This window comes from Nocardia sp. NPDC050406, from assembly GCF_044459025.1.
In the GTDB taxonomy this organism is placed as follows: Bacteria; Actinomycetota; Actinomycetes; order Mycobacteriales; family Mycobacteriaceae; genus Nocardia.
On the sequence record NZ_JBITIM010000003.1, the window covers coordinates 514,008 to 540,715 of the forward strand.

A 26,708-nucleotide genomic window follows, 5' to 3' on the forward strand; every position below is an offset into this window, starting at 1 on the left:
TGGCGAAAAACGGGGAGTAGCTCGCGCGATTCCGGGTACCCAAGGCGGTCGCGACTGTTACCTGAACGTGTTCGGAACCGTGGGTTCGTCGATACCGGAGGGCCCGCGAACGGGACCGAGGTGACGGCGCAAACTGGGGGCATGGTCCTGGATGAATTGCGTACGCCGATAGTCCTCGCGCCCATGGCTGGTGGGCCTTCCACCCCTGAGCTCGCCGCGGCCGTCTCCAATGCGGGTGGGCTGGGGTTTCTCGCGGCGGGGTATCTGTCCGCGGCCGATATCGGCGAGCGAATCTCCCGCACTCGGGAGCTCACCGAAGCGCCGTTCGGGGTGAACCTCTTCGCTCCGGCCGCGCCGACGCCGACGGCGGAGTACGAGTCCTATGTCGCCCAGCTGGCGCGCGAATTCCCGGTCGGGGAGCCGCGATTCGACAACGACGACTGGAACGCCAAGCTCGAGCTGTTGGAGCGCGAGCGGGTGCGGGTGGTGTCGTGCACCTTCGGATGCCCGTCGGCGGCGGAGATCGCGCGGCTGCACGGGGCGGGCAGTGAGGTGTGGGTGACGGTCACCTCGGTGGCCGAGGCGCGCGTGGCGGTGGAGGCGGGGGCGGATGTGCTCATCGCGCAGGGCTCGGAGGCGGGCGGGCATCGCGGGTCGTACATGGATCGCCCCGAGGACGACATCACCGATCCGCTCGGACTGTTCGCGTTGCTGCAATTGCTGACGGCGGCGGCCTCGGTGCCGATCGTGGCGGCGGGCGGCATCGCCACCGGCGCGGGGGTGGCCGCGGTATTGACCGCGGGTGCGGCCGCCGCGCAGGTGGGCACCGCCTTCCTGCGCTGCCCGGAGGCGGGGACCGCGCCGCTGCTGCGCGATGCCATCACCCTCGACACCCCGACCATGCTGACCCGCGCCTTCACCGGGCGGCGGGCGCGCGGGCTGCGCAACCGATTCATGTTGGAGCACTTGGACGCGCCCGCCGCGTACCCCGAAATCCATTACGCCACCGCGCCGTTGCGGGCGGCGGCGCGGGCCGAGGGCAACCCGGACGCGGTGAATCTGTGGGCGGGTCAGACCCACACCCTGGCGGGCGAGCAACCGGCTGGCGAGCTGGTTCGGCAACTGTCCGAAGGCGCGAAAACCGCTCTCGAGAAGGCACTTTCACGTCGAATCCAGGGTTGTTGACAACGTTTTTCGTTTAGACTCGTCTGACATCAACCGCCATCCCATGAGGAGAGCGCCCATGTCACTCGACGTACCCACCGCACTGCTCGAACGTGCCGAACGCGGTGAAGTCAGCGACGCCGAGTTCGTCGAATGCGTCCGCACTTCCCTGCCCTACGCCTACGAGGTAGTGGAGCGTGTCGCCGCCGATCTGCGTTCCGGCACAGACGAATACGCGGACAACACCATTGCCCCGCCCGACGAGGTGGCACGCGGTCAACTGCTGCGCGCCATGGCCTCCGATGCCATTCGCGGCGGCCTGGAACGGCACTTCGGCGTGAAGCTCGCCTTCCAGAACTGCCATCGGGTCGCGGCCTTCCCCCTCTCCTCGGTAGGCGGAGACACCTACAGCACCTTCATCTCCACCCGCGCCCAGCTGCTCAACCAGAGCCCTGAATTGCGCAACTGCTGATAGGCACGAAAACTGATAGGAGCGGCCGGATATCCGGCCGCTCCTATCGTCGTCATCGACCGTTACCCATTCGGTACGGTCGAATTCCGCTGACAGAACAGCGGTCTCAGCATCCGAGGAGCACCGTGGGCAGCGAACCGACAGCCGACACCTTCGACCTGTGGGATCGAGACGGCGACGGTCTCATCTCGACCCACGACATCCTCGCGGGCATCACCGCCCTGGGCCTGGACATCGACTACGACTCGGTGGAACGCCTGGTCGCCGCCGCCGACACCAACGGCGACTTCCTCATCTCCCGCGCCGAGTTCGACGCGGCCCGCCTCGGCCGCGACCCGGAGATAACCGACCCGGACGCGGCCTTCGACACCTTCGACGAGAACCGCGACAACCTCATCGAGCTCGACGAGCTGGAATCGCTGCTGCGCACCTGCCCCGACCTCACCGACGAATCCGCCGAATCCCTGTTGCGCACAGCCGATCTCGACGGCGACGGCTACCTCTCCCGAGCGGAATTCGCGGCGCTGCTGGCGACGCTTGCCCGCTGACCTGCGCGATGGGCCCGGTGGTGACCCCCCTTCGGACACCACCGGACCCACCGGCCCACAGACTGTCCATTCCGGACCCCGTTCGGGTCAAGGTCGCTCGGACACACATTTTGGGTGCCACCCGAATGGTGTGTTTCGAACCACATCCGTAGTACGTCGGGTGCTTCAGAATCGCGACTCCGTCGCGCGCGGGGTCAGCAGGAAGATCTCGTAATCGCACCACGGGTGGGTCGACTGCAACGACCGCATGCGCCAATGTCCTTCGCGCCCCTGCGGATCCACCATGATCACGTGGTCGTCGTCGAACTCCTCCGGCTGCATCGGCGTGTTCCACATGTAGTCGAACCGCCGGTGGCCGCGGCACGCGTCGTAGATGGCCGCGACCTCCTCGTCGGAGACCACGCCGGTGGACATCTCCTTCAGCAGATAGGTCAGCCGGTGCACGATCGGATCCCAATTGCGCAGAATCTGTTCGGCGCGCGGATCGTTGAACATCTGCACGATCACATTCAGCGGCCGCTCCCCGGTGGCCAGCGCGGGGTCCAGGAACGGGCAGACCTCGATCCCGGCGCGATTGGCCGCGAGAATGTCGTACTGGGGCACCCGGTGCAGCCACGCCGGGTACGGCAGCGAGTCGATGAAGTCGATATCGTCGGCGGTGATGGCGTCCGGTGAGCCGACCGCTAGCGGCAGCAGTTCCCCGGCCACGATCGAGAGCATCTTGCGCCGCTTCTCATACGACAGCTCCAGCGCGTCGCACCACTCCCGAATCGTGCGCACCGTCGGCATGCGCTCGTCGTTCTCGTACTTCTGGTACGCCGACTTCGACATGAACAACCGATCCGCCGCCTGCTGCTGCGTCAGTGTCGATCGCACCCGCTGCTGGCGCATGTAGCCACCGATCGTGGGTGCTGCCTGCTCGGGGCGGGGATCTGCTGCCATGGCTCCTCTTGACGCTCACGAGGGGCCGCGCGCCCCGTCAGTAGTGAAAGGTAAGCGGTGCCGAGTGTCGGCGCTGGGCTGGTCCAGCGCTATGCGGTCAGGGGCAGGGTCTGCCACCAGCGGTCGAGATCCGCGACGCTCATATTTCCCAAGCGGTCGAAGACGTAGGAGTGCACCAGGAAGTTCGCGCGCGCCGGGTCGGAGTCGAAGCTGGTGACGATGTTGTGGTACGGGCCGCTGTCAGCGTAGCCCTCGGACTCGAAGCGGTGGTTCGTGTACGTCCGGCCCTGATTGGCGTCCTCGGTGCCCGCGCCGCCGACCCGCTCGCGAAGTCCGGTCTGGGCGGCCTCGGCGGAGGGGAAGGCGTAGACGATGTAGTCGGGGTCCTTCGAGCTCTTCGCGCTGCATTTCCAGGCGCTGACCCATCCGAGGATATCGGCGTCCTTGCCGGAGCCGATCTTCCCGCCGCCCTTCTTCACCTCGCAGTCGCCACCCGAGAATCCGACTCGCTTCGACGGGTCCGTGCCCGGCAGAACGAGTTTCGGGAAGGCGCGGCTGATGGTCTCCGGATCAGCGGGATCCCCGAACGAATGGGGTGTGCCGCCCACGGCGGCATTGTCGGTGGGCCACAAGGCGATCAGGGCCACGGTGATCAGCACTATCGCGCTGAGCACACCGCCTACCAGCAGGGGGCGGGGGACGCGTCGCGACTTCGGACGATGGACTTCGGTGGGGGCGGTCCGCGCCGAAATGTCCGCGGACGCAGGGGCGGTGGAGGGCACCGCCTCCTCCGGGAGTCGACAGGTCGGTTCGGGGCCGACCGGCATCGGGGTCGTGGCGGCGACGGCGTTTCCGACCGCCTCCCGTGCGGCCGCGGCGAATTCGGCGCACGAATCGAAGCGATCCTCGGGCCGTTTCGCCAAACCCTTGGCGAGTACGGCGTCCATGGCGGGCGGCAGGTTCGGGCGCATCGCGCTCGGCATCGGGGGCGGGCCTTGCAGGTGTCCGGCGATGACCGCGCCCGGGTTCGTGCCCGGGTAGGGCGCCGCGCCCGTCAACAGCCAGAACAGGCTGCACGCCAGGGAGTACTGGTCGGTGCGGCGATCCAGGTCGGCGTTCGACAGCTGTTCCGGCGACGCGTAGGCCAAGGTGGCGGTGACCGTTCCGGTCCGCGTCAGCCGCACCTGCTCCTCGTGCAGCCGGGCGATACCGAAGTCGGTCAACAGGACTCGCTCGTCGGCGCCGTTCGCACCGTGTTCGAGCAGCATATTGGCGGGCTTCACATCGCGGTGCAGTACGCCCTTGCCGTGCGCGTAATCCAGTGCGGCCGCGACATCTTCGACGATCGCCACCGCCCGCCGGGGCGGCAGTGCGCGCGGGTCCAGGGAGGCGGCGTCCGCGCCGTCCACGTATTGCATGGCTATCCAGGGCTGATCGCCTTCGACACCCCGGTCGTACACGGTCACCACATTCGAGTGGTGCAGTGCGGCCGCGAGATCGGCCTCGCGTTCGAAGCGGGCGCGAATCTCGCTGTCGGAGAAGAGTTCTCGGTTCAACAGCTTCAGCGCGGTCAGCCTCGGCAGGCGTGGGTGCCTCGCCAGATAGACCGAACCCATTCCGCCCCGGCCCAATTGGCGTTCTATCTGATACCCCGCGAACAGTTCGCCCGGTTGCACTTACCCCGACCTTCCGACGGCGACTTCGGCGAGCCACGCTACCCGACGGGGAGCTCTCCCGCCGGGTCAATACGCGGCGACGGGTTCAGAGCTCGATCAGCCGCTTCTTGAGCACCTTGCCGGTGGGATTGCGCGGCAGCTCGTCGAGGAACACCACCTCGCGCGGAACCTTGTAGCGGGCCAGGTTCTGTTTGACGAAGGATTTGGTGTCGTCCTCGGACAGCTCCGAACCCGGATGCAGCACCACGAAAGCCTTCAGGCGCGAGCCGAACCGCTCGTCCGCGACGCCGACGACGGCCGCCTCCTGGACCGCCGGATGGGTGTGCAGCAACTCCTCCACCTCGCCGGGAAAGACGTTCTCGCCACCGGAGACGATCATGTCGTCATCGCGGCCGTCCACGAAAAGCCTTCCGGTCGAATCGAAATGGCCGACGTCGCCGGAGGACATGAGTCCGCGGATACGTTCCTTGTCTCCCCCGCCGGTGTACCCCTCGAACTGGATGGTGTTGCCGACGAAGATGCGCCCGGTCGCACCGTTGGGGACGGGGCGGCCGTTGTCGTCGAGGATCTCCACGCGCGTACCGAGCACCGGGCGGCCGACACAGCCGGGTTCGACGGCGAGATCCTCCGGCGTGGCGATGGTGGCGTAGGCGACCTCGGTGGAGCCGTACACGTTGTAGACGACGGGGCCGAAGGCGGCCGTGACATCGCGGCACAGCTGCGCGCCCAATTGCGAACCACCCACGAAGATGATGCGCAGCGCGCTGAGGTCACGGCCGACCAGCGCCCGGCCGCCCAGATCCACCATGCGCGCCAACATGACCGGCACCGCGATGAGGGTGGTGGCGCGGTGGCGCGACATGCTGTCGATGGTGGTCTGCGGATCGAAGCGGCGGCGAATGACCAGCGTGGAGCCGAAGCCCAAACCCAGCATGGCGCAGGCGAATCCGAGGGTGTGGAAGATCGGGGCGCAGCATTCGGTGACCTCACCCGCACGGAAGGGCACCTTGGACAGCAGCGCGCCCAGCGGGGCAAGCGATTTCGGTTCCGGTCGCGGCGCGCCCTTCGGGGTGCCGGTGGTGCCCGAGGTGAGCAGGATGAGTTTGGGCGTCACGCCCGGTGCGAGCGGCGGTGACGGGTCGCCCTCGGCGATGAGCGCCTCGAGGCAGTCGGGTCGGGTCTTCTCGGTCCAGGCTCGCCAGACGCCGCGTTTGGGCGCGACCCCTTCGAGCATGTGGGCGTATTCGTCGTCGTAGACCAGCAGGTCGGTGCCCTCGCGGGTGGCGACATCGCGGATCTGCGGTCCCGCGAAATCGGTGTTCAGCAGAATGATGCGCGCCCCGCATTTGGCGGCGGCGAAGACCGCGTCGAGCAGCCCGCGGTGATTGCGCGCCAGGATGGCCACGCCCTCCCCGCCCCGCAGCCCCCGCGCCCGCCAGGCATTGGCCAGCCGATTGGACCGCTCCTCGAGCTCGGCGAAACTCAGCGACCCGAGCTCGTCGATCACCGCCGTCCGATCCCCGTACCGCGCCGCCGACAGCGTCAGCCCCGCCGCGATGGTCCCGTACCGCACCATCGAGGTGGCCGCCGCCACCAGCGTCGCGGGTGACTCCACCCCCACCACCCCGGTCCGCCACACCAGCCGCGCCGACTCCGCCTCGGCATAGGCCCGAGCCCCCAGCGCCCGAATCAACCCCACGGTCATGCCGCCGCCCCCTCGGCCACCGAACCACCCTGCGCGAGCACCGCTTCCACGCGGACCTCCTCGTCGTCCCACCCAAGTGCGGGCATCCGCCCGCAACCCAACCGTACGACCAGGGCGCGTGCGAGTCACCCTCTTCTCCAGGGGTTTCAGGCGCGAAGCCCCTTCGAGCCCCCAAGAGTCGGGTCTCCCCCCGAGCGTGATTGTGCACAGTGTCGACCAATATCCTGGGCACTGTGAGTGAGGAGGCGGCCGGGCCGCTGCCGCGTGGACGGCATCGACTCAGCCGTGAGCAGGTGACCGGTTCGCAGTATCGGCGGCTGTGCACCGCCGTGCTGGAGGTGGTGGGCGAGGTCGGGTACGCGGCGACCACGGTGGCCGATATCGTCGGGCGCGCACAGGTGGCGCGGCGGACGTTCTACACCTTCTTCAGCGGCAAGGACGAGTGTTTCGCCGCCGCCTACGATCTCGCCGTCACCAACGCGCTGGAGCAGCTGCGCGAGACCGTCACCGGTATGGCGGGCGTGAATTTCGCCGACCGCGTGCGCATTTCGTTCGAGATCTTCCTGGCGGTGCTGGCGGCACAGCCGGGCGCGGCGCGCGCGCTCTACGTGGAGACCCTCGCCGCCGGTCCCGCGCTCATCAAACACCGCGCCCGCGTGCACCAGGCCTTCGCCGACTACATCCTGGCCGTCGCGCATATCGGCGTGCGCGACGGCGAACTGACCGCCGACCCGGATCCGGAGTCGGTCGACATGCTGCTCGGCGGTATCGACGACCGCATTCGCGCCTGCCTGCACGAGCGCGGCGCGGCCGATCTGCCGCGATTGGCCCCGCTGTTCACCCGCACCGCCATCGCCCTGGTGCAGCCGCTCCCCGACTGATCTGGTGCCCGCCACAAACCGGCGCACCCGCGCGCCGCGCCGGTTCGTGGTTCGACACAGCACCCGTGACTTTTCCGAATCCCGCTCCATAGAGTCGATTTCGATCGAATTCGCGCTCTTCGAATTCGATTGTGCGACAAATGGAAAGGTCTTCGATGCGATCGACGATTCGGGCGTTCACGGCAACCGTGTTCGCGACTGCCACCGTAGCCACGGCGGTTTTCTGCGGTGGCTCGGCATACGCCGAACCACCGATCAATGTGGATACCGGCAGCACCGGAACCGGATCCGCGCAGCCGCGCAGTTTCGCCTCCGAATCCATCGGCCACGGCCCGGAAATGACCTCCATGCTGGCGGCCTTCGGTTACGGCCTCGCCCACCCGGATGTCGCCCCGGCCGGTGCGAACGACTGGAATTGCAAGCCCAGCCCCGAACATCCGCGCCCGGTGGTGCTGGTCCACGGCACCTGGCTCAACGCCTACGACAGCTGGTCCTATCTGTCTCCGCACCTGGCCCGCGCCGGATACTGCGTCTTCGCACTGAATTTCGGCCGTCTCGGAATTCTGGAGGGCGGCGGCGCCGGTGGCATCCTGCCGGGCCGCTACGGCGTCGGCGCGATGGAGGATTCCGCGAAACAGTTGGGCGCCTTCGTCGATCGCGTATTGGCCGCCACCGGCGGCGAACAGGTCGATATCGTCGCGCATTCCCAGGGCGGGCCGGTATCGAGTCAGTATCTGAAATTCGAAGGCGGTCACGGAAAAGTCGGCAAGGTGGTGAGTTTCGGCGCGACCTCGCACGGCACCTCACTGCTGGGTATCGCGACACTGGGCCGCGTCATCACCAATCTGGGCCTCAATATTCTCGGCTTCTACCAACCCCTCATCGGCATCTCGAATACCCAGCAGGTGGTCGGCTCCCCGTTCTACGCGCGGCTCAATGCCGACGGCGACACCGTGCCCGGCGTGGCCTACACCGCCGTCGGCACCACCCACGACGAGATCTCCAACCCCTACGACTGGACCTTCCTGCGCCCCGGCCCCGATGCCACGGTGGACAACATCACCCTGCAACAGGGCTGTGAGCAGGATCTTTCCGACCATCTGACCATGTTGTACTCGCCCCGGGCGGTCTCCATCGCCCTACGCGCCCTGGATCCGATCGGATCCCCGGAGCTGGTCTGCACCTTCAATCCCTGGATGATCGGCGGCGGAGGAAAACTGTGACAGCACAACCGGTTCTACCCAATGACGACCCGTTCCACGTCTCCCCCACCGATATCGAGCGGTTCGCACCCGGCGAGATAGTGCGCTCCCGCGCGGTACGGCTGGGACTGTTCGGCCTTGTCCCGCAGCGCGTCTCGGCCTGGCAGCTGCTGTATCGCACCCGTGATCTGGACGGCACCCCGGAGGCGGCGGTCACCACCGTCCTGCTGCCTTGGGATGCCGATCCGGCCCAGCCGCGCCACCTGGTGTCGTTCCAGTGCGCCATCGACGCCGTGGCTCCGAAGTGCTTCCCCTCCTACGCTTTACGGCACGGATCACGCGCCCTCGGAGCCATTCCGCAGCTGGAGCTGCCGCTCATCGCCGCCGCGCTGGAGCGCGGGTGGGCGGTATCGGTACCCGACCACGAGGGCCCCGAGGGGCGCTTCGGGGCGGCCCGCGAACCCGGGTACCGGGCGCTCGACGCGGCCCGCGCGGCGCTGGCCTTCGGGCCGCTGGGACTGCATCCCCGCACGCGAATCGGGTTGTGGGGCTATTCCGGCGGCGGCCTGGCCACCGCCTGGGCGGCCGAACTGGCCGCCGAATACGCACCCGAACTCGCCATTGTCGGCGCGGCCGCCGGATCTCCCGTGGGAGATCCGGCGGCCGCCTTCGTGCGCATGAACGGCTCCCCCTTCGCGGGGTTCGCCATGGTGTTCACCGCCGGATTGCGCCGCGCCTACCCGCAATTGGATCGCGTGCTGCGCACCCGGGTCTCCGCCGAGTACCTGAGACTGTTGGAGCGCGCGGAGTCCAGCGCCACTATTCCATTGCTGGCCAAGCTGTTCGGGCGCGATATCGGCAGGCACGTCTTCGGCGGTCTGAGCACCCTGTTGCAGCATCCGGAGATGCGCCGCGTGCTGGCCGAGATCCAGCCCGGCGCGCGGATTCCGACCATGCCGGTCCTGGTCGTCCAGGGCGTCTACGACGAGGTGATCGCGGTCGCCGATGTGGACTGCCACGTCGAGCGCTACCTCGACGGCGGCGCACACGTGCACTACGTGCGCGACTGCCTGAGCCTGCATCTGCCCCTACAGTTCTTCTGCGCGCCCATGATGGCGGACTGGCTGGCCGACCGTTTCGCGGGGCGCGAACCCGCCCCCGCCGGGGTCGCGACGGTCTGGTCGGTGGTGGCCTCGCGGCACGCCCTCACTCAGCAGCTCGGCCTCGCCACGCTGTTCCTGCGCATGCTCTTCGGGCAACCGATTCGTTTGCGGGACAAGGCGTTCCGCCCGGATGTCCGCCATTCCCCCGACACACTCCGAGACGAGGCGGCGGCCGTCGAGGCGTGAGGACGCTCGCGCCCGGTACCGCTCACATGCGGGCCGAGTGCGGGACCTCAACTTCTCGAACGCTCGAATTCCTTGTCCGCCACCGCGTTACGGTAGGTCCGCGCCACCATCGAGGAGCGCAGATGCCACAGTCCGGACGGACGAGCCGGATCGAATCCGGTGAGCTGCGCGATGCGCTTGAGGCGGTAGTCCACGGTATTGGTGTGCACCCCCAGCGCCCGCGCGGTGCGCTGGCGGCTGTGGTCACTGCCCACGTAGCGTTGCAATGTCTCCATGAGATCCGGGTGCGCGTCCAACGGATCCAGTAGCGCGCCGAGATGTTCGCGGCCCGGTCCGGGGCGGGTGAGTTGATACTCCACCGCCAGGTCGTCGAAACGGTACAGCTTCGGCGCACAACCCAATCGGTGCACGATATCGAGCAGCTCATGGGCGCGCTCGGCGGCCTCGGGAATCTCGGCGGTGGCGGCGCGCACCGTGGTCGCCATGACGGGAATGCCCGCGGCAGCGGACAATGCGGCCGTCAGGTCCGACACCTCGTCGGCCGAGAACTCCGGCGCGGGCAGCAGCAGAGTGCCGCCCTCGGTGCCGAGCAGCGACAGCGCGCGGCCCGCGCAGTGCGCGGCCAGCGCCGCTTGAATCCGCCGCAGGGTGCGCCGGGCGGCCACCGGCGCGTCCGCGCGCGGGAAGCGCTCCTGCCGCGGAATGCTCAGGGCCAGCACGTGATACGACTCGGCGATCTCCACTCCGCCCGCCCGCGCCATGGTCGCGGTGGACCGGCCCGCCAGCAGCGCCGAGGTGACGGTCTGCACGGCGGTGTGGTGTTCGGCCGCCGCCACCCGGTGCTCGTGCACATAGGCCACCGCGAAGGCGGCATTGATCATGGCGAGGATTTCCAGGAACCGCTGCGCGGTGAGCATCAGCCGGGCGTAGTCGTCCGGCCCGGAGGCGTCCAGGACCAGCTGGAAGGCGTGTTCGACGCCGTCGCGGACCGCGCGGTGGATGGCGCCGATCGGGAAACCCTCACGCGCCCAGTCCGCCCCGGCCCGCTGCAACCGCTCGATCTGCTCGGTGACCTCACGGCCCTCGAGCACCCCGGCGGCGAGGTCGAGGCAGGTGCGGGTCACGGTGGTAACCTCGCCGCGCAGGACCTCGCCGGGCAGATTCCCCAGCGGCGCCACCTCTTCGGCGAACTGTTCGACCAGTCGGCGCGAGAGCGCCCGGACATCGTGCCAGGGAGCCGAAATCGTCTGTACCGCGGCCATATCGGCCGACGCGGCGAGCGTCGCGGCCTTGCCTTGTCCGATCATGCCTGACTCCACTACAGCTCCCTCGAAAACGCCGACGTTTTTGGGAACGCTGACGTTCCTATTGCGATCTCACTGTAACGGCAATCACGACGCGGAGCAATCAGGCATGACCCCCGGATACGCGAACGGCGGGTGCGAACGAAAGTTCGCACCCGCCATCGCATTCCGACTCAGGACAGGGTGGTGACCGTCAGCTCCCCGTCGGCGAACTGGCCACGCAGCCGCTTCTTGTCGTACTTGCCGACACTGGTCTTGGGCACCTCGGTGATGAAGGTCCAGTACTCGGGCAGCTGCCATTTCGCGAACTTGTCGGCCAGGAATTCGCGCAGCTCCTCCGGCTTGGCCTCCGCACCCTCCGCCAACACCACCGCGACCAGCGGGCGCTCGTCCCACTTCTCGTCCGGGATGCCGATGACCGCGGCCTCGGCGACGGCCGGATGACCCACCACGGCGTTCTCCAGATCCACCGAGGAGATCCACTCGCCACCGGACTTGATGACATCCTTGGAGCGGTCGACCAGGGTCAGATAGCCATTGGGGCTGATCTTGCCGACATCGCCGGTGCGCAGCCAGCCGTCGTGGAACTTGTCGGCGTCGACCACCTCACCGGAGGGCGAGTAGTACGACGCGGTGATCCACGGGCCGCGAACCTCCAACTCGCCCAGCGATTCTCCGTCGTTCGGCACCACGGAGCCGTCGTCGCCGACCAGGCGCGCCTGCACACCGGCCGGGAAGCGGCCCTGGGTGTAGCGGTAGGCCCAACGCTCCTCGCCCTCGGAACCGGTCGGCGGATGCGAGACCGAACCCAGCGGAGAGGTCTCGGTCATGCCCCAGGCGTGCAGCAGTTTGACGCCGTGGCGCTCCTCGAAGGCCCGCATCATGGACGGCGGCACCGCGGCGCCGCCCACCACGCAGGTGCGCAGATGGGAGATGTCCTGCGGCTGCGCCTGCAGGGCCGCCAGCACGCCGCCCCAGATGGTCGGCACGGCGGCGGCGAAGGTCGGCTTGGCCGCGGCCATGGCCTCCAGCAGCGGCGCGGGCTGGAGGAAGCGGTCGGGCATGAGCAGATTCGCGCCCGACATCATGGCCGCGTAGGGAATGCCCCAGGCATTGGCGTGAAAGAGCGGGACGATCGCGAGCACGGTGTCGTCGGAGGTGAAGCCCATACCGTTGGGCGCGCACACCTGGGCGGCGTGCAGCCAGTTGGAACGGTGCGAGTAGACGACGCCCTTGGGGTCGCCGGTGGTGCCGGAGGTGTAGCACATACCGGCGGCCGAACGCTCGTCGATGACCGGGAAGTCGTAGGTATCCGACTGTGCGGCAAGCAGTTCCGCGTAGGAGTGCACGGTGACGCCCTCGGGGGCGGTGAGCGCGGCGGCATCGCCGTTGACCACGATGACGTGGCGCACGGTCTTCAGGTTCGGCAGGTACTGGGCGAACATGGGCAGCAGCGTGCCGTCCACGATCACGACCTGATCCTCGGCGTGGTTGGCCACATAGACCAGCTGCTCCGGGAAGAGCCGGATATTGAGCGCGTGCAGGACCGCGCCCATGGCGGGTACGGCCACGTAGGCGACCATGTGCTCGTTGTTGTTCCACATGAAGGTGCCGACCCGATCGCCGACGCCGATGCCGAGCCCGCGCAGGGCATTGGCCAGCCGCGCCGCGTCCGCGCCGATCTCCCGGTAGGTCTGGGTCCGCAACCCCTCCCCGGTCCACGTCGAGACCGTGCTATCGCCCTGGAAGGTCGCCGCGTACCGCAGCAGCGTGGCCAGCGACAGCTGCTCATCCTGCATGGTGCTCTTCATTTCCAACCGCTCCCTTGCACTTCCTGCGCGACCGTGAGACAGGTCACTACGGGGCGAGAATAGCCGAAATCGGACATGCTGTGACCTGGGGTACCAACATGGCCGGACCAGCAGGAACTGAGGGCGGGGCGCCGCAGAAGTGGTGACACGGCTGTAGGGCAGCGAATCCCCACCTTCGCCGCCCTACAGCCGATCGTCGACCCGTCGCCGCCCCACGCAGCGACCTGCCGACCCGAAGTCTCGATCGGCATCGATGGGCATACGACACCCCCTGCGGCGCCGCAGAAAACACCAATCCCGAACCGAGACAAGCAAATTGAAGCAATATGTTCCGTTGAAATATATGTGTTGGTGTCTGAGCTGTCCAGTCGAGCCCGGACCCGCGGCTCGGTGCGCCGATGCGCGATCCGCTCGCGATGTGGCCGAAAATACGGATTGGCTGACCGCCGATGTCTTCGTGACCAGCGGTATCTCCCTCTACCGTCATGCTATGAGTCGAGAGCCGTCCATCATCATCATCGGCGCGGGGTTCGCCGGTCTCGGCATGGCGCTGGAGCTGCGCCGCCACGGCATCCGGAGTTTCACGCTGCTGGAGAAGGCCGCCGACCTGGGCGGCGTATGGCGGGAGAACACCTACCCGAACGCGGCCTGCGATGTGCCCTCGCCGCTGTACTCGTGGTCGTTCGAGCCGAAATCCGATTGGCCCCGCCGGTTTTCGCATCAGCGCGATATCCACGAGTACATGCGCGGGGTCGCCGACAAGTACCGCATCCCCGAGCACATCGAGTTCGGCGTGGAGGTCACCGACGCGGAATTCGATGAGCGCGCCGGGATTTGGCGCATCACCACCGCCGACGGCGCGACCCGCATCGCCGATATCCTCATTCCGGCCGTGGGACAGCTCTCCCGCCCCGCCATGCCGAACCTGCCGGGGATCGACTCCTTCACCGGCGCGGCCTTCCACTCCGCCGAATGGGACCACGGCGTCGATCTCACCGGCAAGCGCGTGGCCTGCATCGGCACGGGAGCCAGTGCCATCCAATACATTCCGGCCATCCAGCCGCAGGTCGAGCACCTCACGCTCTTCCAGCGTTCGGCCGCCTGGGTGCTGCCCAAATTCGATACCGAGTACACGCCGCTGCATCACGCGCTGTTCAAATACGTGCCGCCGGTGCGTTTGGCGGAGCGCTTCGCGGTGTGGATGTTCTTCGAGACCATGGCCTTGGCGCTGACCGATATTCCGGCCATCAAATACCCGGTGATCGCCATCGCCGACCGGCATCGCGAGAAGCAGATCCCCGATCCGGCCCTGCGCGCCAAGCTGACTCCCGATTACGCGGCCGGATGCAAGCGCGGACTGTTCTCCAACGAGTACTTCCCGGCGCTGAGCCAGCCGAACGTGAGCGTGGAGACCACGGCCATCGAGGCGGTGACGCCCAACGGCATTCGCACCAGCGACGGGGTGGAGCATCCAGTGGACGTGATCGTCTACGGCACCGGCTTCAAGGGCACCGAATTCCTCGCGCCCATGAACATCTACGGCCTCGGCGGCCGCAAACTCGCCGACGAGTGGGGCGAGGAGGGCGCCCGCGCCTTCCTCGGCATGTCGGTACCGCAGTTCCCGAACATGTTCATGATGTACGGCCCGAACACCAACGTGGGCTCCGGTTCCATCATCTACATGCTGGAGGCCCAGGCCCGCTACATCCGCCAGGCCATCGGCTTCCTCGGCGAACGACCCGGCCGTTTCGCGGCGGCGCGGCCGAGTGTCGAGCAGGCCTGGGACGACTGGTTGCAGCGGCGACTGAAGGACACCCCCTGGAACTTCTGCTCCAGCTGGTACCGCAACGCCTCGGGCCGCATCACCAACAACTGGCCCGGCGCGACGGTCCTGTTCCGCTGGAAGACAAGGAAATTCGAGCCGAGCGACTACGACATCGCGGAAGCGCCGCGACGCTGATCCCGAAGGAGCCATCGGCCCTCCCTTGACGGGCCTCACCCACTGTCTCAGACTGAGATCAGTTCGGATCTCCATTGCCTGAGACGGGTGAGGGCCGATGCCAACTCCGACCACCGCCGGACTCCCGGTCGAGACCGGTCCCGAGCGCACGCGCCGCTGGGCCCGCGAATGCTACGAATGGGCCAAGGTCCCCCTGCTGCCGCCCGGTCGACGCGCGGGCCGCGTCTACGACGTGGTCGGCCCGCACAACCTCTTCGGCGAGGATTCGCTGTTCATCAATCTCGGCTACTGGCGCGACAATCCACGCACCCTGGACGAGGCCAGCCGCGCACTGGCCCGCCTGGTGGCCCGGGAGGCCAACCTCGGCCCGGACGATATCCAGGTCGACGTCGGCTGCGGCTACGGCGACCAGGATTTCCTCTGGGCCACCGAGTTCGGCCCCCGCGAGATCATCGGCATGAACATCGCCGAAGAGCAGATAGCCATCGCCAACCGCCGCGCCGCCGACCTCGGCCTCGCCGACCGCGTCCACTTCCACTTCGGCTCGGCCGTCGACCTCCCCCGCGCCGACGAGTCCTGCACCAAGGTCACCGCCCTGGAATCGGCCTTCCACTTCCCTTCCTACCCAAGCTTCTTCGCCGAGGCGTACCGCATCCTCCGCCCCGGCGGCACCCTCGTCACCGCCGACATAATCCCCCGCCCCCTCGGCACCCACCCCCTCCTCCGCCGCCTCACCCCCGCCCCCTTCGACATCCACCACTACCGCCAAGCCCTCACCGCCGCCGGTTTCACCACCGTCACCGCCTACTCCATCCGCGACGACGTCTACCGCCCCCTGGCCCACTACCTCGACAAGCGCCTCCGCTCCCCCGACATGCGCCGAGTCAACCCCCTCCTCCGAGCCACCTTCTCCCGCCCAGCAGTCCTGACCTGGTCCCCCCACCTCGACTACATCATCGCCACCGCCACCAAGAAACAACTAGACCACCACCCCAAACACGTCGATACTGTCCCCAGCCCCCCAACCCGGTAGACTCCCCGACGTCCCAAGCCGCCCACCGCGGCCCCGGCCCAGCCCTCGTAGCTCAGGGGATAGAGCACCGCTCTCCTAAAGCGGGTGTCGCAGGTTCGAATCCTGCCGAGGGCACTTCCGGAACCATCATTCGCCCAGGTCAGGCAGTGGTTCCGATTCGCAGGCAGATCTGCGCGACCAAGAAACCGCAGGTCGCGTGTCGCAGGTTCGCATCCAAGGGGGTTGCTGTCAGCTAGCGTCGCAGCTCAGAGCACCTTTTTCGGAGGGGCTCAGCAGCCGGTCCGAACCGCCCAGTCAGCGGTGTGGTCTCAATGGGTCAGCGCAGCAATGGATTTCTCGTGAACCGGGAGCACAAGACGTCCGCCCGCCTCCTGGACTTGAACGATCAGTCGGTCCGCGTCCGACTCATCAGGCAGTACTTCCGCTGGTGGGGCCGCAAGCCACTTCCGGCCGGCGTCAGTGATCGCTGCCGCCCAGGTACGCCCCTTCCCACTGATAGTGACGAGACCACGGGTTTCGAGGGCTCGCGCGGTTGCACGGTGCTCATAACCGGTGAAGACACCCTCGGGACACTCATCAAGGATCCACTCGAGGACGTCGACTTGCTTCTGGTTCAGCCGCGCCGGGTTCTTGCCCATCTGCCTATCATCGAGGGAAGCGCCCTTCCCAGCCGACGTTTCTGAACAACATGGAGCCGGTTCCGAGGGCCTCTTCACATAGGGCCGAATCATGTTGCGGCTCATGGTGAGCGACCGGTCTCAATATCCTCGGCCCGGCTCAGGCTACGCCAATCCCTGCGCAACACGCTCCCAGGCATCTCGAACCGCGGCCAGCGCTGTCTCGGCAGAGATCACTAACCGTGTCTGCCCAGCCAATTGCGTGTTCCAGTCATCTTCATCCGGCGCATGATCGAACAGCTGCGAGGTGGGGAGCCGGTTGGTCGGACCGTACCTGCGGTACAGCGCTCCCGCAGCACCGTCGATCGCCCCGATACCGCTCAGCGCCCAAAGATCCCAGAGGTCGCGCGATGCCCGCCGATCGTGCCATGTCGCAGTCTTGCCTGCCGCAAAGGCCGACAAAGTCGGTACGAGCAGCTCGGCCGGTGACACATCGCCGTATCGCTGCTCGAGACCGCGGAGTTCGGTCGGCCACACCGCTCGGCCCTGGGCCGACAGCAACTGGATCTTGACGAACACACCGGATGCGGAGCGAAGATTGGCGGCCCCAGTATCCGGGACGTCACTCAGCGACGGCGCCCATTCCAACCTGCCGTAGCTCCGCGCGACAGATCGCGGCAAAGCAGCGTCCAGTTCGGCCGCGAGCATCCTCCGGTTGCCCAACGCCACCAGATCGATGTCCTCGCTGAGCCTGCCACTCACCAGATGCGTACGGGCAAGAGCAGTTCCGCCAATGAAGTGCACCCGATCACCGAACCCGCGACTGATCGCCGCTAGCAGATGGGAGATCAGATGGTCGCGTTCGACCTGCTCCGGGGCAACTCCGAATTGCACTGCAACACTGTCACGTTCGCCGAAACTCATGCCCGACCCAACCTTCCACACGTCGAAGTGCCGCGCCCAAACGCTGATCTGCAGCGAGCTGTATAAGTCTCGACGAATCGCTACCGCGGTAGAGCGTCGCGATCGCCGAACGAACCTCCGCCTCGGCATTTCCCAGCTCCGGGCGACGGGCAAGATCGAGCACGGTCTGTTCCGGAGTAGTGGCCAGCGCTGGGCCCAGCGGCGTTTCGACGCGCTCAGCGTCAAGTGCGTCGGTATCACGACGGACGAAACGAACCTGCGCCGAGCGGTCTGTCAGTGTGATCGGCCGATGTTGGCTCGGAACCGCGATCACCGCCGTCGCCAGCGCACGAGGTACGGCTCCCAACATGCGCGCTGCGCTGATGCCCATGACAATCGCCTGATCCGGGCCGTAAATCGACGATGCAATACCTGCGGCGGCTGCCTCGAGCCCAGGCAGCCAGGTTCGGCCGACGTAGTCCGGCGGGACGATGATGTAGTAGCCGTGAGCAACGCGGTGCAGCACACCTTGATCGACAAGCCGCGCGACCTCGGGCCGCGGTTGAGCGTAGATGTCGGCCAGGTCCTGCGGCCGCACGGTCCGAAGCGGTGCCCGCCAGAGTTCACTGGGCAACAAGGTGCTGCGACGCCCAGCCACAAGCACCACCTCCCTGAGAGTATGCATTTTGTTGGCTATTAACCAACGAAATGCATACTACTGGACGGCTAGCTTTGAACCCTGCCGATCGGCGATACACGGCTACGGGACTCCTGCGCGCCCCCGCGCCGTCGGACCGGTTTATGACCTCCTAGCGCTTGCCGCAACTCAGGACGAAATCGGCTTAGGCCGCCAGGATCAGGGGCACCTCGCGCGCAGGTCGTAGCCGAGGTTTGCGGTCGATGTTGTGGGGCATTCGCCAGCCGTCTGGTTCGGACTCGTCTCACCGGAGGTATTCGATGGCTACACGGCGCGCGAACAAGCGGTTCGTTCTACCCGGTGCACCCTCCAGCGCACCGGCGACGGAGAAGGAACCGACCAAGCCGCACGATCCGCTGCCACCGAAACCGGATCAGACCGGGCCGACCACCGTCACGCCCACCGGGACCGATACCGGTGTACCGCAGGAGGCGGTGGGTCAGCGGGGTGCTTATCTCACGACCGCGCAGGGCGCTCGGCCCAGTGACACCGATCATTCACTGAAGGCCGGTCCGCGCGGGCCTGTTCTGCTGCAGGACCATCATCTGCGGGAGAAGATCACGCACTTCGATCATGAGCGGATTCCTGAGCGGGTGGTTCATGCGCGGGGTGCGGCGGCGCACGGCACGTTCGTGGGCAACGGTGCGGCGGAGAAAATCTGTTGCGCGGGGCTTTTCGCGAAGGGCGTGCAGACGCCGGTATTCGTGCGCTTCTCCACCGTCCTGGGATCGCGCGGCTCGGCGGACACCGTGCGTGACACGCGCGGGTTCGCCACCAAGTTCTACACCGAGGAAGGCGTTTTCGATCTCGTCGGCAACAACATCCCGGTGTTCTTCATCCAGGACGGCATCAAATTCCCCGACATCATCCACGCCGGTAAACCGCATCCGGATCGTGAGATCCCGCAGGCTCAGAGCGCGCACGACACCTTCTGGGATTTCGTCACGCTGCATACCGAGGCGACGGCACACACGCTGTGGAACATGTCCGATCGCGGGATTCCACGGTCGTATCGGATGATGGAGGGGTTCGGCGTTCACACCTTCCGGCTCATCAATGGCAAGGGTGAGACGGTACTGGTGAAGTTCCATTGGAAGCCGAAACTCGGCGTGCACTCGCTGCTGTGGGAAGAAGCCCAGATCGCCGCGGGCGTCGATCCGGACATGCACCGACGCGATCTCGCCGATGCCATCGAGTCCGGGGCATTCCCCCAATGGGATCTGGGAATTCAGGTGTTTCCCGACACCCCGGAGCAGATGTTCGAGGGCATCGATCTGCTCGACCCCACCAAGTTGGTCCCCGAAGAGCTGGCACCGGTGCAGATCATCGGCACCATGACGCTCGAGGCCAATCCCACCAACTACTTCAGCCAGACCGAACAGGTCGCCTTCCACCCGGGGCATTTGGTGCGGGGCATCGATGTCACCAATGATCCGCTGTTGCAGGGGCGGCTGTTCTCCTATATCGACACCCAGATCACCCGCCTCGGCGGACCCAATTTCGCTCAGCTGCCCATCAACCGCCCGCACGCCGAGATCAACGACATGCTGCGCGACGGCATGCATCAGACCGCGGTGCATTCCGGTGTCGCGCCCTATCGGCCGAACAGTCTCGACGGCGGCTGCCCGTTCATCGCCGGGTCCAAGGAGTCGGTGCAGATCGAGTTCCCCGAGGTCGTGGAGGGAACCAAGATCCGTGATGCCGCGGCCACTTTCGACGACCACTTCAGCTCCGCCCGGCTGTTCTACGCCAGCCTCAGCGATATCGAACAAGCACACGTGGCCAAGGCCTACACCTTCGAGCTCGGCAAATGCTACGAGCAGGCGATCAAGGAACGTGCCGTCACCGTGCTGCGCGAGATCGACGAACAACTCGCCCAAACCGTGGCTGCCGGACTGGGTATCACGCTCACCGGAAAGCCGGTCGAGAAAAAGCCGGTCACCGCATCCCCAGCGCTCTCCCAACTCGGCAGCACCTGGCCGTGCGACGGCCGCATCATCGGCGTCTTCGCCACTGCCGACACCGACCCCGGCGAACTCGCCACCACCATCGACACCATCGCGGGCGAATCCATGACGCCGTTGGTGATCGCTCCCACCGGCGGCGAATTGGGTTCGCGCACAAAGGCGGTCAAAATCGCCCGCACACTCGACACCGCCCGCTCCATCGAATTCGACGCCCTGCTGATCACCAGTACCGTCGCGGACCCGCGGCTGCACATACTGCTGCAAGAAGCCCACCGGCATCTCAAAGCCATCGCCTACACGCCCGACGGCGAGGACGCGATCGCCGCCGCCGGGATTGCCGAGAAGTCCGCCGGAGTCCAGCCCGCCGCCAGCATCGGCGCAGCTTTCGAGGCACTTGCCGCCTTACTCCCCGAACATCGTGTCTGGGCCCGGGCAGCGGAATTCCCGGTCTGACGGCCGCACCACCCCCGCCATCGGTAAACGCGACTTACCGAAGGATGAGTAGTTCGTCGTTGTTCCGACTCGCGCACTGCCCGAAGCTTGTTCGAGTATCCGATGTGAGGGATGGGCGATGATGATTCGGGGACTCTGTCTTGCGGCGGTGTCGTTCTGCGCGTTCGGGGGTGGGCTGGTGCGGTTCGCCGCTGTGCGGCACTACCGGACTCGCAGGGTCGACGCTCTCGGGATCGGTGACTCCGCTGACCGGGTTCCGGGTGCCGGACGATTCGTTCGGAGGGAGCGACACCAGGTGACGGCCGATATCCAGGATTTCCTCGATGGAATCGGTGGCAAATGGGTGGTTTTGGTGATCACCGAACTCACCGGTGGTGCATGCCGGTTCCAGCACCTGTATCGGAGCGTGCCGGGGATCTCCCAACGGATGCTCTAGGTGACGTTGCGCAGGCTCGAACGGGATGGGTTGATCAGTCGGACCGCCTACCCCACCGTCCCGGTGCGGGTCGAGTACGCGTTGACACCCATGGGGCGCAGCTTGCTGCCCGTGCTCGAAGTGGTGGCGGAGTGGTCCGCCCGGCACCGGCCCGCGGTGACGGCCGCACGCAACCGGTGGGACGCCGCCCATACCGAATCGGTGGCCTGAAAACCGTCCGCTCGTTCGCTAAGCACGCCTCATCGACGGTTGAGAACTTCGCCATTGTTCCCGCTTGTCCGGTGCGCACACACTGATTCCGGCACGTGTACTCACCGACGATCGGCTGCGTGAATCGGCGCGTATTCGGGTGGCACAGCTCAACGGTTGCGCGTACTTCCTCGCTCAGCGTTCCAAAGAAGCCCTGCGCGTGGGCGAGACGCAAGAAATGTGCCTGACCGCGAGAGTGTCGCCGCCGGAATAGATCTCGCACGTCGGCGCGTCCGGCGAATGAATCCGCAGCCGCCGCAGGACATCGCACCCACCCTGGCGGCCCTCATCCGTTACCGGAGCGAGCTTCGGCGGAAGATGCCGCGACTCCGGCGAATACGGTGTCGACGGTCGTGTGGATATGTTCCCGACCCGGCGGGCTGTGCCGGATCAGCCAGCCGTAATAGATTGGGCCGTACAGCAATTCGACAATGAGGTCGGGGTCCAGGTCCGAACGGATCTGACCCTGCCGCTGCGCATGCCGAATACGGTCGACAGCGGCGGCCACCAAATGACTGAGTAGGCGCTCCCACATGGCGTTGGCGAGTTCGGCATCTTGCTGGGCCGCACCGATCAGCGCGGCGTAGTGGGGGGCGGTATCGGGACGGGTGAGGGTTTCGCACGCGGCGACGATCTGGGTTTTGAAGTCGGCGACCACATCTCCGGTATCGGGAAAGTCGCTCTGCGCCGATGTCATCGCGGAGAGCAGCCCGTCGAGCAGAATTGCGGATTTCGACGGCCACCAACGGTAAATGGTGTTCTTGCCGACCCCGGCACGGGCCGCGATACCCTCGATGCCGAGCTTGTCGTAGCCAACCTCCCGGCACAGATCCAAGGCGGCTCGAACGATGGCCTTGGCGGATTCCTCGTTGCGACGCTCGGGGCGGCGGGATGGCATTCATCGAGCATAACCCAGGCGATACGGCCCGTTCCGTCTTGACGAGATGTGCTGGTTGGCGCAGACTTTGGGCGGCACGGAACGGTCCGTGCCGCCTAGGATGGAGGCTCCGATGAATTGGCAGGAGCTGGAGACGTTTCTGACGCTGGCAGAGGAATTGCACTTCGGTCGGACCGCCGAGCGATTACATGTCTCGGGCCCCCGGGTGAGTCAGATGATCAAGGCATTGGAACGCCGCGTCGGCGCACCGCTGTTCGAGCGCACCAGCCGCCAGGTGGTGTTGACCTCCTTCGGGCGGCAACTGCGCGAGGAGCTCGATCCGCACCACCGTGGCGTGCTCGAGGCGTTGGCCCGGGTCACTGATTCGGCCCGCGGACTCGGCGGCGTTCTGCGCGTTGGATTCTCCAGCCCGCTGGCCAGCGAACTGCTGATGACGGTCGTCGAAGCGTTCCGTACGACACATCCCAACTGCGAGATCCAAATTCGCGAGGTGCATCTGTCGGACCGCATCAATCCTCTGCGCAACGGCGAAATCGATATCCAGTTCATCGAACTACCAGTCGACGAGCCCGAGATCGTCTGCGGCCCAGTCCTGCTGCGCGATCCGGTGGTGCTCGCGATGTCGAGCGAGCACCGCCTGGCCCAGCGCGAGACGGTTTCCCTGGAAGACCTCGCCGACGAGCACCTGCTGATGATCGAGGGAATGCCAGGCTATTTCATCGATCGGCACTTCCCGGTCAGCACGGCGAGCGGCAGGCCAATCCGGCACGTGTCCACCACCACCTACTGGCAGGAACTTCTCGCACTGGTCGCCGCGGGCGAGGGCATTACCATTGCCGCCGCGCAGGGGACTCGCTACTACCCGCGCCCCAACCTGGTCTACATCCCGTTCGACGACCTTCCGCCCTTCGAGTACGGATTGTTCTGGCGCGCGGAAACAGCGTCCGCCAAAGTGCTGGCCTTCGCCCAGACCGCGCAGCGGGTTGCCGCGTCCTTCTCCGCAGTCCGATGAATGCGCTTCACCCCTCGTGTCGTTGCCACCCGCTGGCGGTGACGGCGTCGTTCAGCGTGTCCAGACCGAAGGCGTCGACCGGGCCCAGTGCGCCGGTGTCGAGGAGGCCGCCGTTCAGGGCTGCGTGTGCTGCCCAGGCCATGATGTCGGCGGTGAAGGTGTAGGGGTCGCCGCCTGCGAGAGTTACTGTGGCCAGGGGGTTTTCGGAGTTGTTGGAGGCTTGGGCGACGACCCAGCCGCGGGTTCGGGCTCGGGCTCGGGCGTCGGGGCCGCCGGTGGAGCCCTTGATGGTTCGTTCGAGGAGGGCTTCGAGGCCATGTCTGAGCGGGGGTAGCTGGCCCGCGAGCGCGGCCAGTCGCGAACCGATCTGGAGGCCGCGGGCCGCGGCGGGGGGCAGGCCGAGGTAGACGTCGACCGTGCGGAGGGTCGGGTGGGAGCGGGTCAGCGCGAAATGCTCGGAGCCGGGGACGGATACGCCCGTGCGGGTCTTTCCGACGACGTCGAAGTCGCGTACGTGCGCCCCGGCGGGTTCGGGCGTGACCTTGCCGTCGCGCAGCGCGAAGCCCTGTTCGAAGAGCATCCCGGCCACGGAGGCGCGGGTGCCGCCGCTGGTGCTGGGGCCTTGCATGAAATAGCCGACGTCGACGCGGGTGGCGGCGGGGGCTTCGCGCAGGGCGAGGGCGGCGGCCAGATTGCCTGGTACGTAATCGAATCCGAACGCGGTCAGCAGCGCGGAGCCAGCGGCGCGGGCTTGGCCGTCACGCTTGAAGACGGTGCTGATGAACGGACCTTCGCCGGTCGAATCGATGTAGTGCGCACCGGCGGAGATGGCCGCGGACAGCGCGGGTTCGCCGTAGCGCAGGAACGGGCCCACCGTGGTCACCAGGACATCGCCGCGCTCGAGCAGCGCGCGCAACGACGCGGGCTTCGCGACATCGGCGACCGCGGTGGGAGGACCGCCCAAGTCGGCGGCGAGTTTCTCCAGGGCGGCGGCGTCACGCCCGACCAGCACAGGCGACTCACCCTGAGCGACAAGGGCTTCGGCGGTCAGACGTCCGGTGTACCCGGTCGCCCCGAACAGTACGATCTTCGGCACAACTCACCTGCTCTTCTGCGATCGCCACGGACATGCCACAACCATGTCGTAGCCACTCGCGGGTATGTCTAACACGCCAGGCATTGAGATGGATAGTCCTTCACCTTCTTAATCTTGCGATCCTGCGGAGGTGGGCGGCGGTCGTCTCGTCCGCCGGGAAGTAGGCCTCCACCGCGATCTCGTCGAGGGTGAGGTCGAAGGCCGTGCCGAAGGTGGTGATGGTGCTGAAGAGGGCGAGCTCGACGTCGGCGTGGGTGAGGCGGATCGGGAGGAGGATGGCGGGCGGGTCGGGTTCGGGGGTGCGCGCGTCCGGCGGTTCGCTGTAGGACGAGAGCTCCTGGTGCAGGGCCGCGAGTTCCGGGTCGCCGGTGGCGGTCACCTGACGGGACAGGCGGGGCAGCAGGAAGGAGCGGACCTGGGCGAGGTTGGTCAATCGGTTCGCGAAACCCTTGGGGTGCAGGCCGAGTCGCATCATGTTGATGGGCGGCTCGAGCAGGGCGGGGTCCACCTCGTCGAAGAAGACCCGCACGCAGTCGTTGGCCTGCACCAGATTCCAGCGGCGATCGACCGCCAGGGCCGGATAGGGCTCGTGCAACCGCAGTACGCGGGCCACCGCGTCGCGGGCGGGAGCCAGGGCGGGGTCGTCCCATTCTCGGCGCGAGAACTCGGGAGCGTGGCCCGCGGCCATGAGCAGCCGATTGCGTTCTCCCAGTGGGATATCGAGATGTTCGGCGAGATGCAGGACCATGGCGCGGCTGGGTATGGTGCGGCCGGTCTCGACGAAGCTGATGTGGCGCGACGAGACCTCGGCTGCGATGGCCAGATCGAGCTGACTGAGTTTGCGGCGTTGCCGCCATTCCCGCAGCAGCGCGCCGATCGGAAGGTCCATCGGGCCAGTATGCGAGCCGGACCGGGCGGCGGCCATTACATGCCATGTAATCGACAGCACCGCGGCGCGTTGGCCAGTCTCGTCGGTATGACGAACACCGATACGGCTACCCGGAACAAAGAACTGATCCTGCGCGGATTCACCGAATTCGCGGCGGGTCATATCGAGGTGCTGCGCACCCTACTGCACGACGACTTCATCGAACACAGCCCGGGAAATCCCTCGGGCAGAGACGCTTTCATCGACTTCATAGCCCAGGCCCCGGTGGCGTCGGCGCGATTGGAGCTGGTGCGGGTGATCGCCGACGCGGAGTACGTGGTGCTGCACTATCGGATGGCGCCCTCCGATGGGCGGCCGGATATGGCGGTGGTCGACATCTGGCGGTTGGTGGACGGAAAGATCGTCGAACACTGGGATGTCGTCCAGCCGGTTCCCGCGGCCGCGCAGATTCCGCACGGAATGTTCTGACCGAACGCGGCCGCGGGAGTGGTGGATCAGAGCTGGTTGTCCACGAACAGTTTCCACATGCGGTTGAAGATGTCGGCGTTCATTTGCGGGCGATCATCGAGCTTGGGCCACAGGTGGGCATCCTTCGGTTGGTCGTTGTACACGCGGTAGACGACCTCGGAACCGGTTTGGCAGGCGTAGCTTTCGCCGTTTTTCACCTGGTAGCCGGATTCACTGGTCTTGGCACCGCATCCGTTGCGATCGCGCCACATGTCACGGTTGGTTTCGGCACCGAACTGCCAGGTCAGCGGATCGTTGGCGGCGAGCATCACGCCGAAGGAGATATCCCGGGCGGGCGCGCAGTTGTACCCGTCCGGGAAATAGGAGGCGTACGTCGCGGCCGAGGCCACCAGAAGCGCCGAATCACACGCCATGCGTGAGGTCATCTGACCGCCATTGGAATGGCCGACGAAATGCACCCGCTTCGGGTTCACGCAGTATCGGCCGGAAACAGTGCTGACCACATTGCGCAGGAAGGTCACGTCGGCGGAGCCTTTGCTGTAATCCCAGCCGCCGTACCCGCTGCCTTCCGGCTTGGGCCCCTGGGGATACGCGACGATGAACTTCTTGCTGTCGGCATATCCGTCGAAGCCGGTTTCGTCCGCAATGAGATCGGGCGAGCTATAGCCTCCGTGCACCATGACCACCAACGGTGCCGCTCCTGACAATCCGGCGGGAACGTACACGAGATACCGCCGGTCGCCGATGTCCACCGGAACGCGCCGACCGGTAGCGGCGGTGGAGCAACCCGCTTGCGGCGCAGCCAATTCCTGATCGCCGAGGGTCTCGTCCAAGGTGTATTGGCCGCCGTCGGGCTCATCGGCCGCGGCGGGCCCGCCAGCACTGACCAAGGCCGCCGCCGCGACCAACCCGAGCAACAATGCGGTTATGCGTTTCCTACGTAGTGACAACTCGAATCACCTGTCCCTCAATTGCT

Annotated in this window: 24 protein-coding genes, 1 tRNA gene and 1 pseudogene; 14 read left to right on the forward strand and 12 right to left on the reverse strand. The window is 66.6% G+C overall.

Annotation, left to right across the window (positions count from 1 at the left end):
- Positions 1 to 141 precede the first annotated feature (141 nt).
- The 3 genes from ACIBH2_RS25725 (at position 142) to ACIBH2_RS25735 (ending at position 2,184) form a co-directional block, all read left to right on the forward strand.
- Positions 142 to 1,185 carry an NAD(P)H-dependent flavin oxidoreductase gene (locus ACIBH2_RS25725; RefSeq protein WP_397121864.1) on the forward strand — a complete coding sequence of 348 codons (1,044 nt, stop codon included), beginning with the start codon at positions 142 to 144 and terminating at the stop codon, positions 1,183 to 1,185.
- 58 nt (positions 1,186 to 1,243) lie between these two features.
- Positions 1,244 to 1,636: an SCO5389 family protein gene (locus ACIBH2_RS25730; RefSeq protein WP_397121866.1), complete on the forward strand. Its 393-nt coding sequence runs from the start codon at positions 1,244 to 1,246 to the stop codon at positions 1,634 to 1,636.
- Between the two features lie 125 nt (positions 1,637 to 1,761).
- Positions 1,762 to 2,184, forward strand: coding sequence for an EF-hand domain-containing protein (locus ACIBH2_RS25735; RefSeq protein WP_397121868.1), 423 nt, complete (start codon positions 1,762 to 1,764; stop codon positions 2,182 to 2,184).
- A 165-nt stretch (positions 2,185 to 2,349) separates the two neighbouring features.
- Here ACIBH2_RS25735 and ACIBH2_RS25740 read toward each other — a convergent pair whose 3' ends face one another.
- The 3 genes from ACIBH2_RS25740 to ACIBH2_RS25750 all read right to left on the reverse strand — a co-directional run bounded on the left by ACIBH2_RS25740 (position 2,350) and on the right by ACIBH2_RS25750 (position 6,507).
- Positions 2,350 to 3,126 (reverse strand): helix-turn-helix domain-containing protein, encoded by a 777-nt coding sequence (locus ACIBH2_RS25740; protein WP_397121870.1) that lies wholly within the window; start codon positions 3,124 to 3,126, stop codon positions 2,350 to 2,352.
- 89 nt (positions 3,127 to 3,215) lie between these two features.
- Positions 3,216 to 4,802 (reverse strand): serine/threonine-protein kinase, encoded by a 1,587-nt coding sequence (locus tag ACIBH2_RS25745; RefSeq protein ID WP_397121872.1) that lies wholly within the window; start codon positions 4,800 to 4,802, stop codon positions 3,216 to 3,218.
- An 85-nt stretch (positions 4,803 to 4,887) separates the two neighbouring features.
- Positions 4,888 to 6,507, reverse strand: coding sequence for an acyl-CoA synthetase (locus ACIBH2_RS25750; RefSeq protein ID WP_397121874.1), 1,620 nt, complete (start codon positions 6,505 to 6,507; stop codon positions 4,888 to 4,890).
- Positions 6,508 to 6,740: 233 nt separating this feature from the next.
- On the opposite strand from ACIBH2_RS25750, the gene ACIBH2_RS25755 reads away from it, so the two are divergent.
- The 3 genes from ACIBH2_RS25755 (at position 6,741) to ACIBH2_RS25765 (ending at position 9,939) form a co-directional block, all read left to right on the forward strand.
- The gene (locus ACIBH2_RS25755) at positions 6,741 to 7,388 is read left to right on the forward strand and encodes a TetR/AcrR family transcriptional regulator (RefSeq protein ID WP_397121876.1); all 648 of its coding nucleotides are present in this window, start codon (positions 6,741 to 6,743) and stop codon (positions 7,386 to 7,388) included.
- Between the two features lie 155 nt (positions 7,389 to 7,543).
- Positions 7,544 to 8,611 (forward strand): esterase/lipase family protein, encoded by a 1,068-nt coding sequence (locus ACIBH2_RS25760; protein ID WP_397121878.1) that lies wholly within the window; start codon positions 7,544 to 7,546, stop codon positions 8,609 to 8,611.
- A complete protein-coding gene (locus ACIBH2_RS25765; protein ID WP_397121880.1) occupies positions 8,608 to 9,939 on the forward strand; it encodes a lipase family protein in 1,332 nt (443 codons plus the stop codon). Before ACIBH2_RS25760 ends, ACIBH2_RS25765 begins: the two co-directional genes overlap by 4 nt.
- Before the next feature lie 47 nt (positions 9,940 to 9,986).
- Here the strand turns inward: ACIBH2_RS25765 and ACIBH2_RS25770 are convergent, their stop codons facing one another.
- A complete protein-coding gene (locus ACIBH2_RS25770; RefSeq protein ID WP_397121882.1) occupies positions 9,987 to 11,246 on the reverse strand; it encodes a PucR family transcriptional regulator in 1,260 nt (419 codons plus the stop codon).
- Between the two features lie 170 nt (positions 11,247 to 11,416).
- Positions 11,417 to 13,054, reverse strand: coding sequence for a long-chain fatty acid--CoA ligase (locus ACIBH2_RS25775; RefSeq protein WP_397121884.1), 1,638 nt, complete (start codon positions 13,052 to 13,054; stop codon positions 11,417 to 11,419).
- A gap of 490 nt (positions 13,055 to 13,544) precedes the next feature.
- Here ACIBH2_RS25775 and ACIBH2_RS25780 point away from each other — a divergent pair, with 490 nt between their 5' ends.
- From ACIBH2_RS25780 to ACIBH2_RS25790, 3 genes are all read left to right on the forward strand, one after another.
- Entirely contained in the window at positions 13,545 to 15,014 is a 1,470-nt protein-coding gene (locus tag ACIBH2_RS25780; protein ID WP_397121886.1) for a flavin-containing monooxygenase, read from the forward strand.
- 97 nt (positions 15,015 to 15,111) lie between these two features.
- Positions 15,112 to 16,047 (forward strand): methyltransferase domain-containing protein, encoded by a 936-nt coding sequence (locus ACIBH2_RS25785; protein ID WP_397121888.1) that lies wholly within the window; start codon positions 15,112 to 15,114, stop codon positions 16,045 to 16,047.
- Between the two features lie 41 nt (positions 16,048 to 16,088).
- Positions 16,089 to 16,161 (forward strand) — tRNA-Arg (locus tag ACIBH2_RS25790).
- A gap of 194 nt (positions 16,162 to 16,355) precedes the next feature.
- Here ACIBH2_RS25790 and ACIBH2_RS25795 read toward each other — a convergent pair.
- The 3 genes from ACIBH2_RS25795 to ACIBH2_RS25805 all read right to left on the reverse strand — a co-directional run bounded on the left by ACIBH2_RS25795 (position 16,356) and on the right by ACIBH2_RS25805 (position 18,234).
- Entirely contained in the window at positions 16,356 to 16,685 is a 330-nt protein-coding gene (locus ACIBH2_RS25795; RefSeq protein WP_397121890.1) for a hypothetical protein, read from the reverse strand.
- Between the two features lie 144 nt (positions 16,686 to 16,829).
- Positions 16,830 to 17,588 (reverse strand): nucleotidyl transferase AbiEii/AbiGii toxin family protein, encoded by a 759-nt coding sequence (locus ACIBH2_RS25800; protein WP_397121892.1) that lies wholly within the window; start codon positions 17,586 to 17,588, stop codon positions 16,830 to 16,832.
- The gene (locus ACIBH2_RS25805) at positions 17,569 to 18,234 is read right to left on the reverse strand and encodes a type IV toxin-antitoxin system AbiEi family antitoxin (protein ID WP_397121894.1); all 666 of its coding nucleotides are present in this window, start codon (positions 18,232 to 18,234) and stop codon (positions 17,569 to 17,571) included. Before ACIBH2_RS25805 ends, ACIBH2_RS25800 begins: the two co-directional genes overlap by 20 nt.
- A gap of 290 nt (positions 18,235 to 18,524) precedes the next feature.
- Between ACIBH2_RS25805 and ACIBH2_RS25810 the strand changes: the two genes are divergently transcribed.
- The 3 genes and pseudogenes from ACIBH2_RS25810 to ACIBH2_RS25820 all read left to right on the forward strand — a co-directional run bounded on the left by ACIBH2_RS25810 (position 18,525) and on the right by ACIBH2_RS25820 (position 21,583).
- Entirely contained in the window at positions 18,525 to 20,684 is a 2,160-nt protein-coding gene (locus tag ACIBH2_RS25810) for a catalase (protein WP_397121896.1), read from the forward strand.
- Between the two features lie 295 nt (positions 20,685 to 20,979).
- A pseudogene (locus tag ACIBH2_RS25815) lies at positions 20,980 to 21,330 on the forward strand (winged helix-turn-helix transcriptional regulator).
- A gap of 64 nt (positions 21,331 to 21,394) precedes the next feature.
- On the forward strand, positions 21,395 to 21,583 hold the full coding sequence (locus ACIBH2_RS25820; protein WP_397121898.1) for a carboxymuconolactone decarboxylase family protein: 189 nt from the start codon (positions 21,395 to 21,397) through the stop codon (positions 21,581 to 21,583).
- 72 nt (positions 21,584 to 21,655) lie between these two features.
- Here the strand turns inward: ACIBH2_RS25820 and ACIBH2_RS25825 are convergent, their stop codons facing one another.
- Complete coding sequence (locus ACIBH2_RS25825) at positions 21,656 to 22,267, reverse strand: TetR/AcrR family transcriptional regulator (RefSeq protein WP_397121900.1); 612 nt, start codon at positions 22,265 to 22,267, stop codon at positions 21,656 to 21,658.
- Between the two features lie 67 nt (positions 22,268 to 22,334).
- On the opposite strand from ACIBH2_RS25825, the gene ACIBH2_RS25830 reads away from it, so the two are divergent.
- Positions 22,335 to 23,279 (forward strand): LysR family transcriptional regulator, encoded by a 945-nt coding sequence (locus ACIBH2_RS25830; RefSeq protein WP_397121902.1) that lies wholly within the window; start codon positions 22,335 to 22,337, stop codon positions 23,277 to 23,279.
- 7 nt (positions 23,280 to 23,286) lie between these two features.
- Here the strand turns inward: ACIBH2_RS25830 and ACIBH2_RS25835 are convergent, their stop codons facing one another.
- Positions 23,287 to 24,375, reverse strand: coding sequence for a saccharopine dehydrogenase family protein (locus ACIBH2_RS25835; protein WP_397121904.1), 1,089 nt, complete (start codon positions 24,373 to 24,375; stop codon positions 23,287 to 23,289).
- A gap of 100 nt (positions 24,376 to 24,475) precedes the next feature.
- The gene (locus tag ACIBH2_RS25840; protein WP_397121906.1) at positions 24,476 to 25,264 is read right to left on the reverse strand and encodes a helix-turn-helix domain-containing protein; all 789 of its coding nucleotides are present in this window, start codon (positions 25,262 to 25,264) and stop codon (positions 24,476 to 24,478) included.
- An 87-nt stretch (positions 25,265 to 25,351) separates the two neighbouring features.
- Here ACIBH2_RS25840 and ACIBH2_RS25845 point away from each other — a divergent pair, with 87 nt between their 5' ends.
- On the forward strand, positions 25,352 to 25,732 hold the full coding sequence (locus ACIBH2_RS25845) for a nuclear transport factor 2 family protein (RefSeq protein ID WP_397121908.1): 381 nt from the start codon (positions 25,352 to 25,354) through the stop codon (positions 25,730 to 25,732).
- A 26-nt stretch (positions 25,733 to 25,758) separates the two neighbouring features.
- Here ACIBH2_RS25845 and ACIBH2_RS25850 read toward each other — a convergent pair whose 3' ends face one another.
- Positions 25,759 to 26,640, reverse strand: a complete 882-nt coding sequence (locus ACIBH2_RS25850; RefSeq protein WP_397121910.1) for an alpha/beta hydrolase family esterase — start codon at positions 26,638 to 26,640, stop codon at positions 25,759 to 25,761.
- Between the last annotated feature and the right edge of the window lie 68 nt (positions 26,641 to 26,708).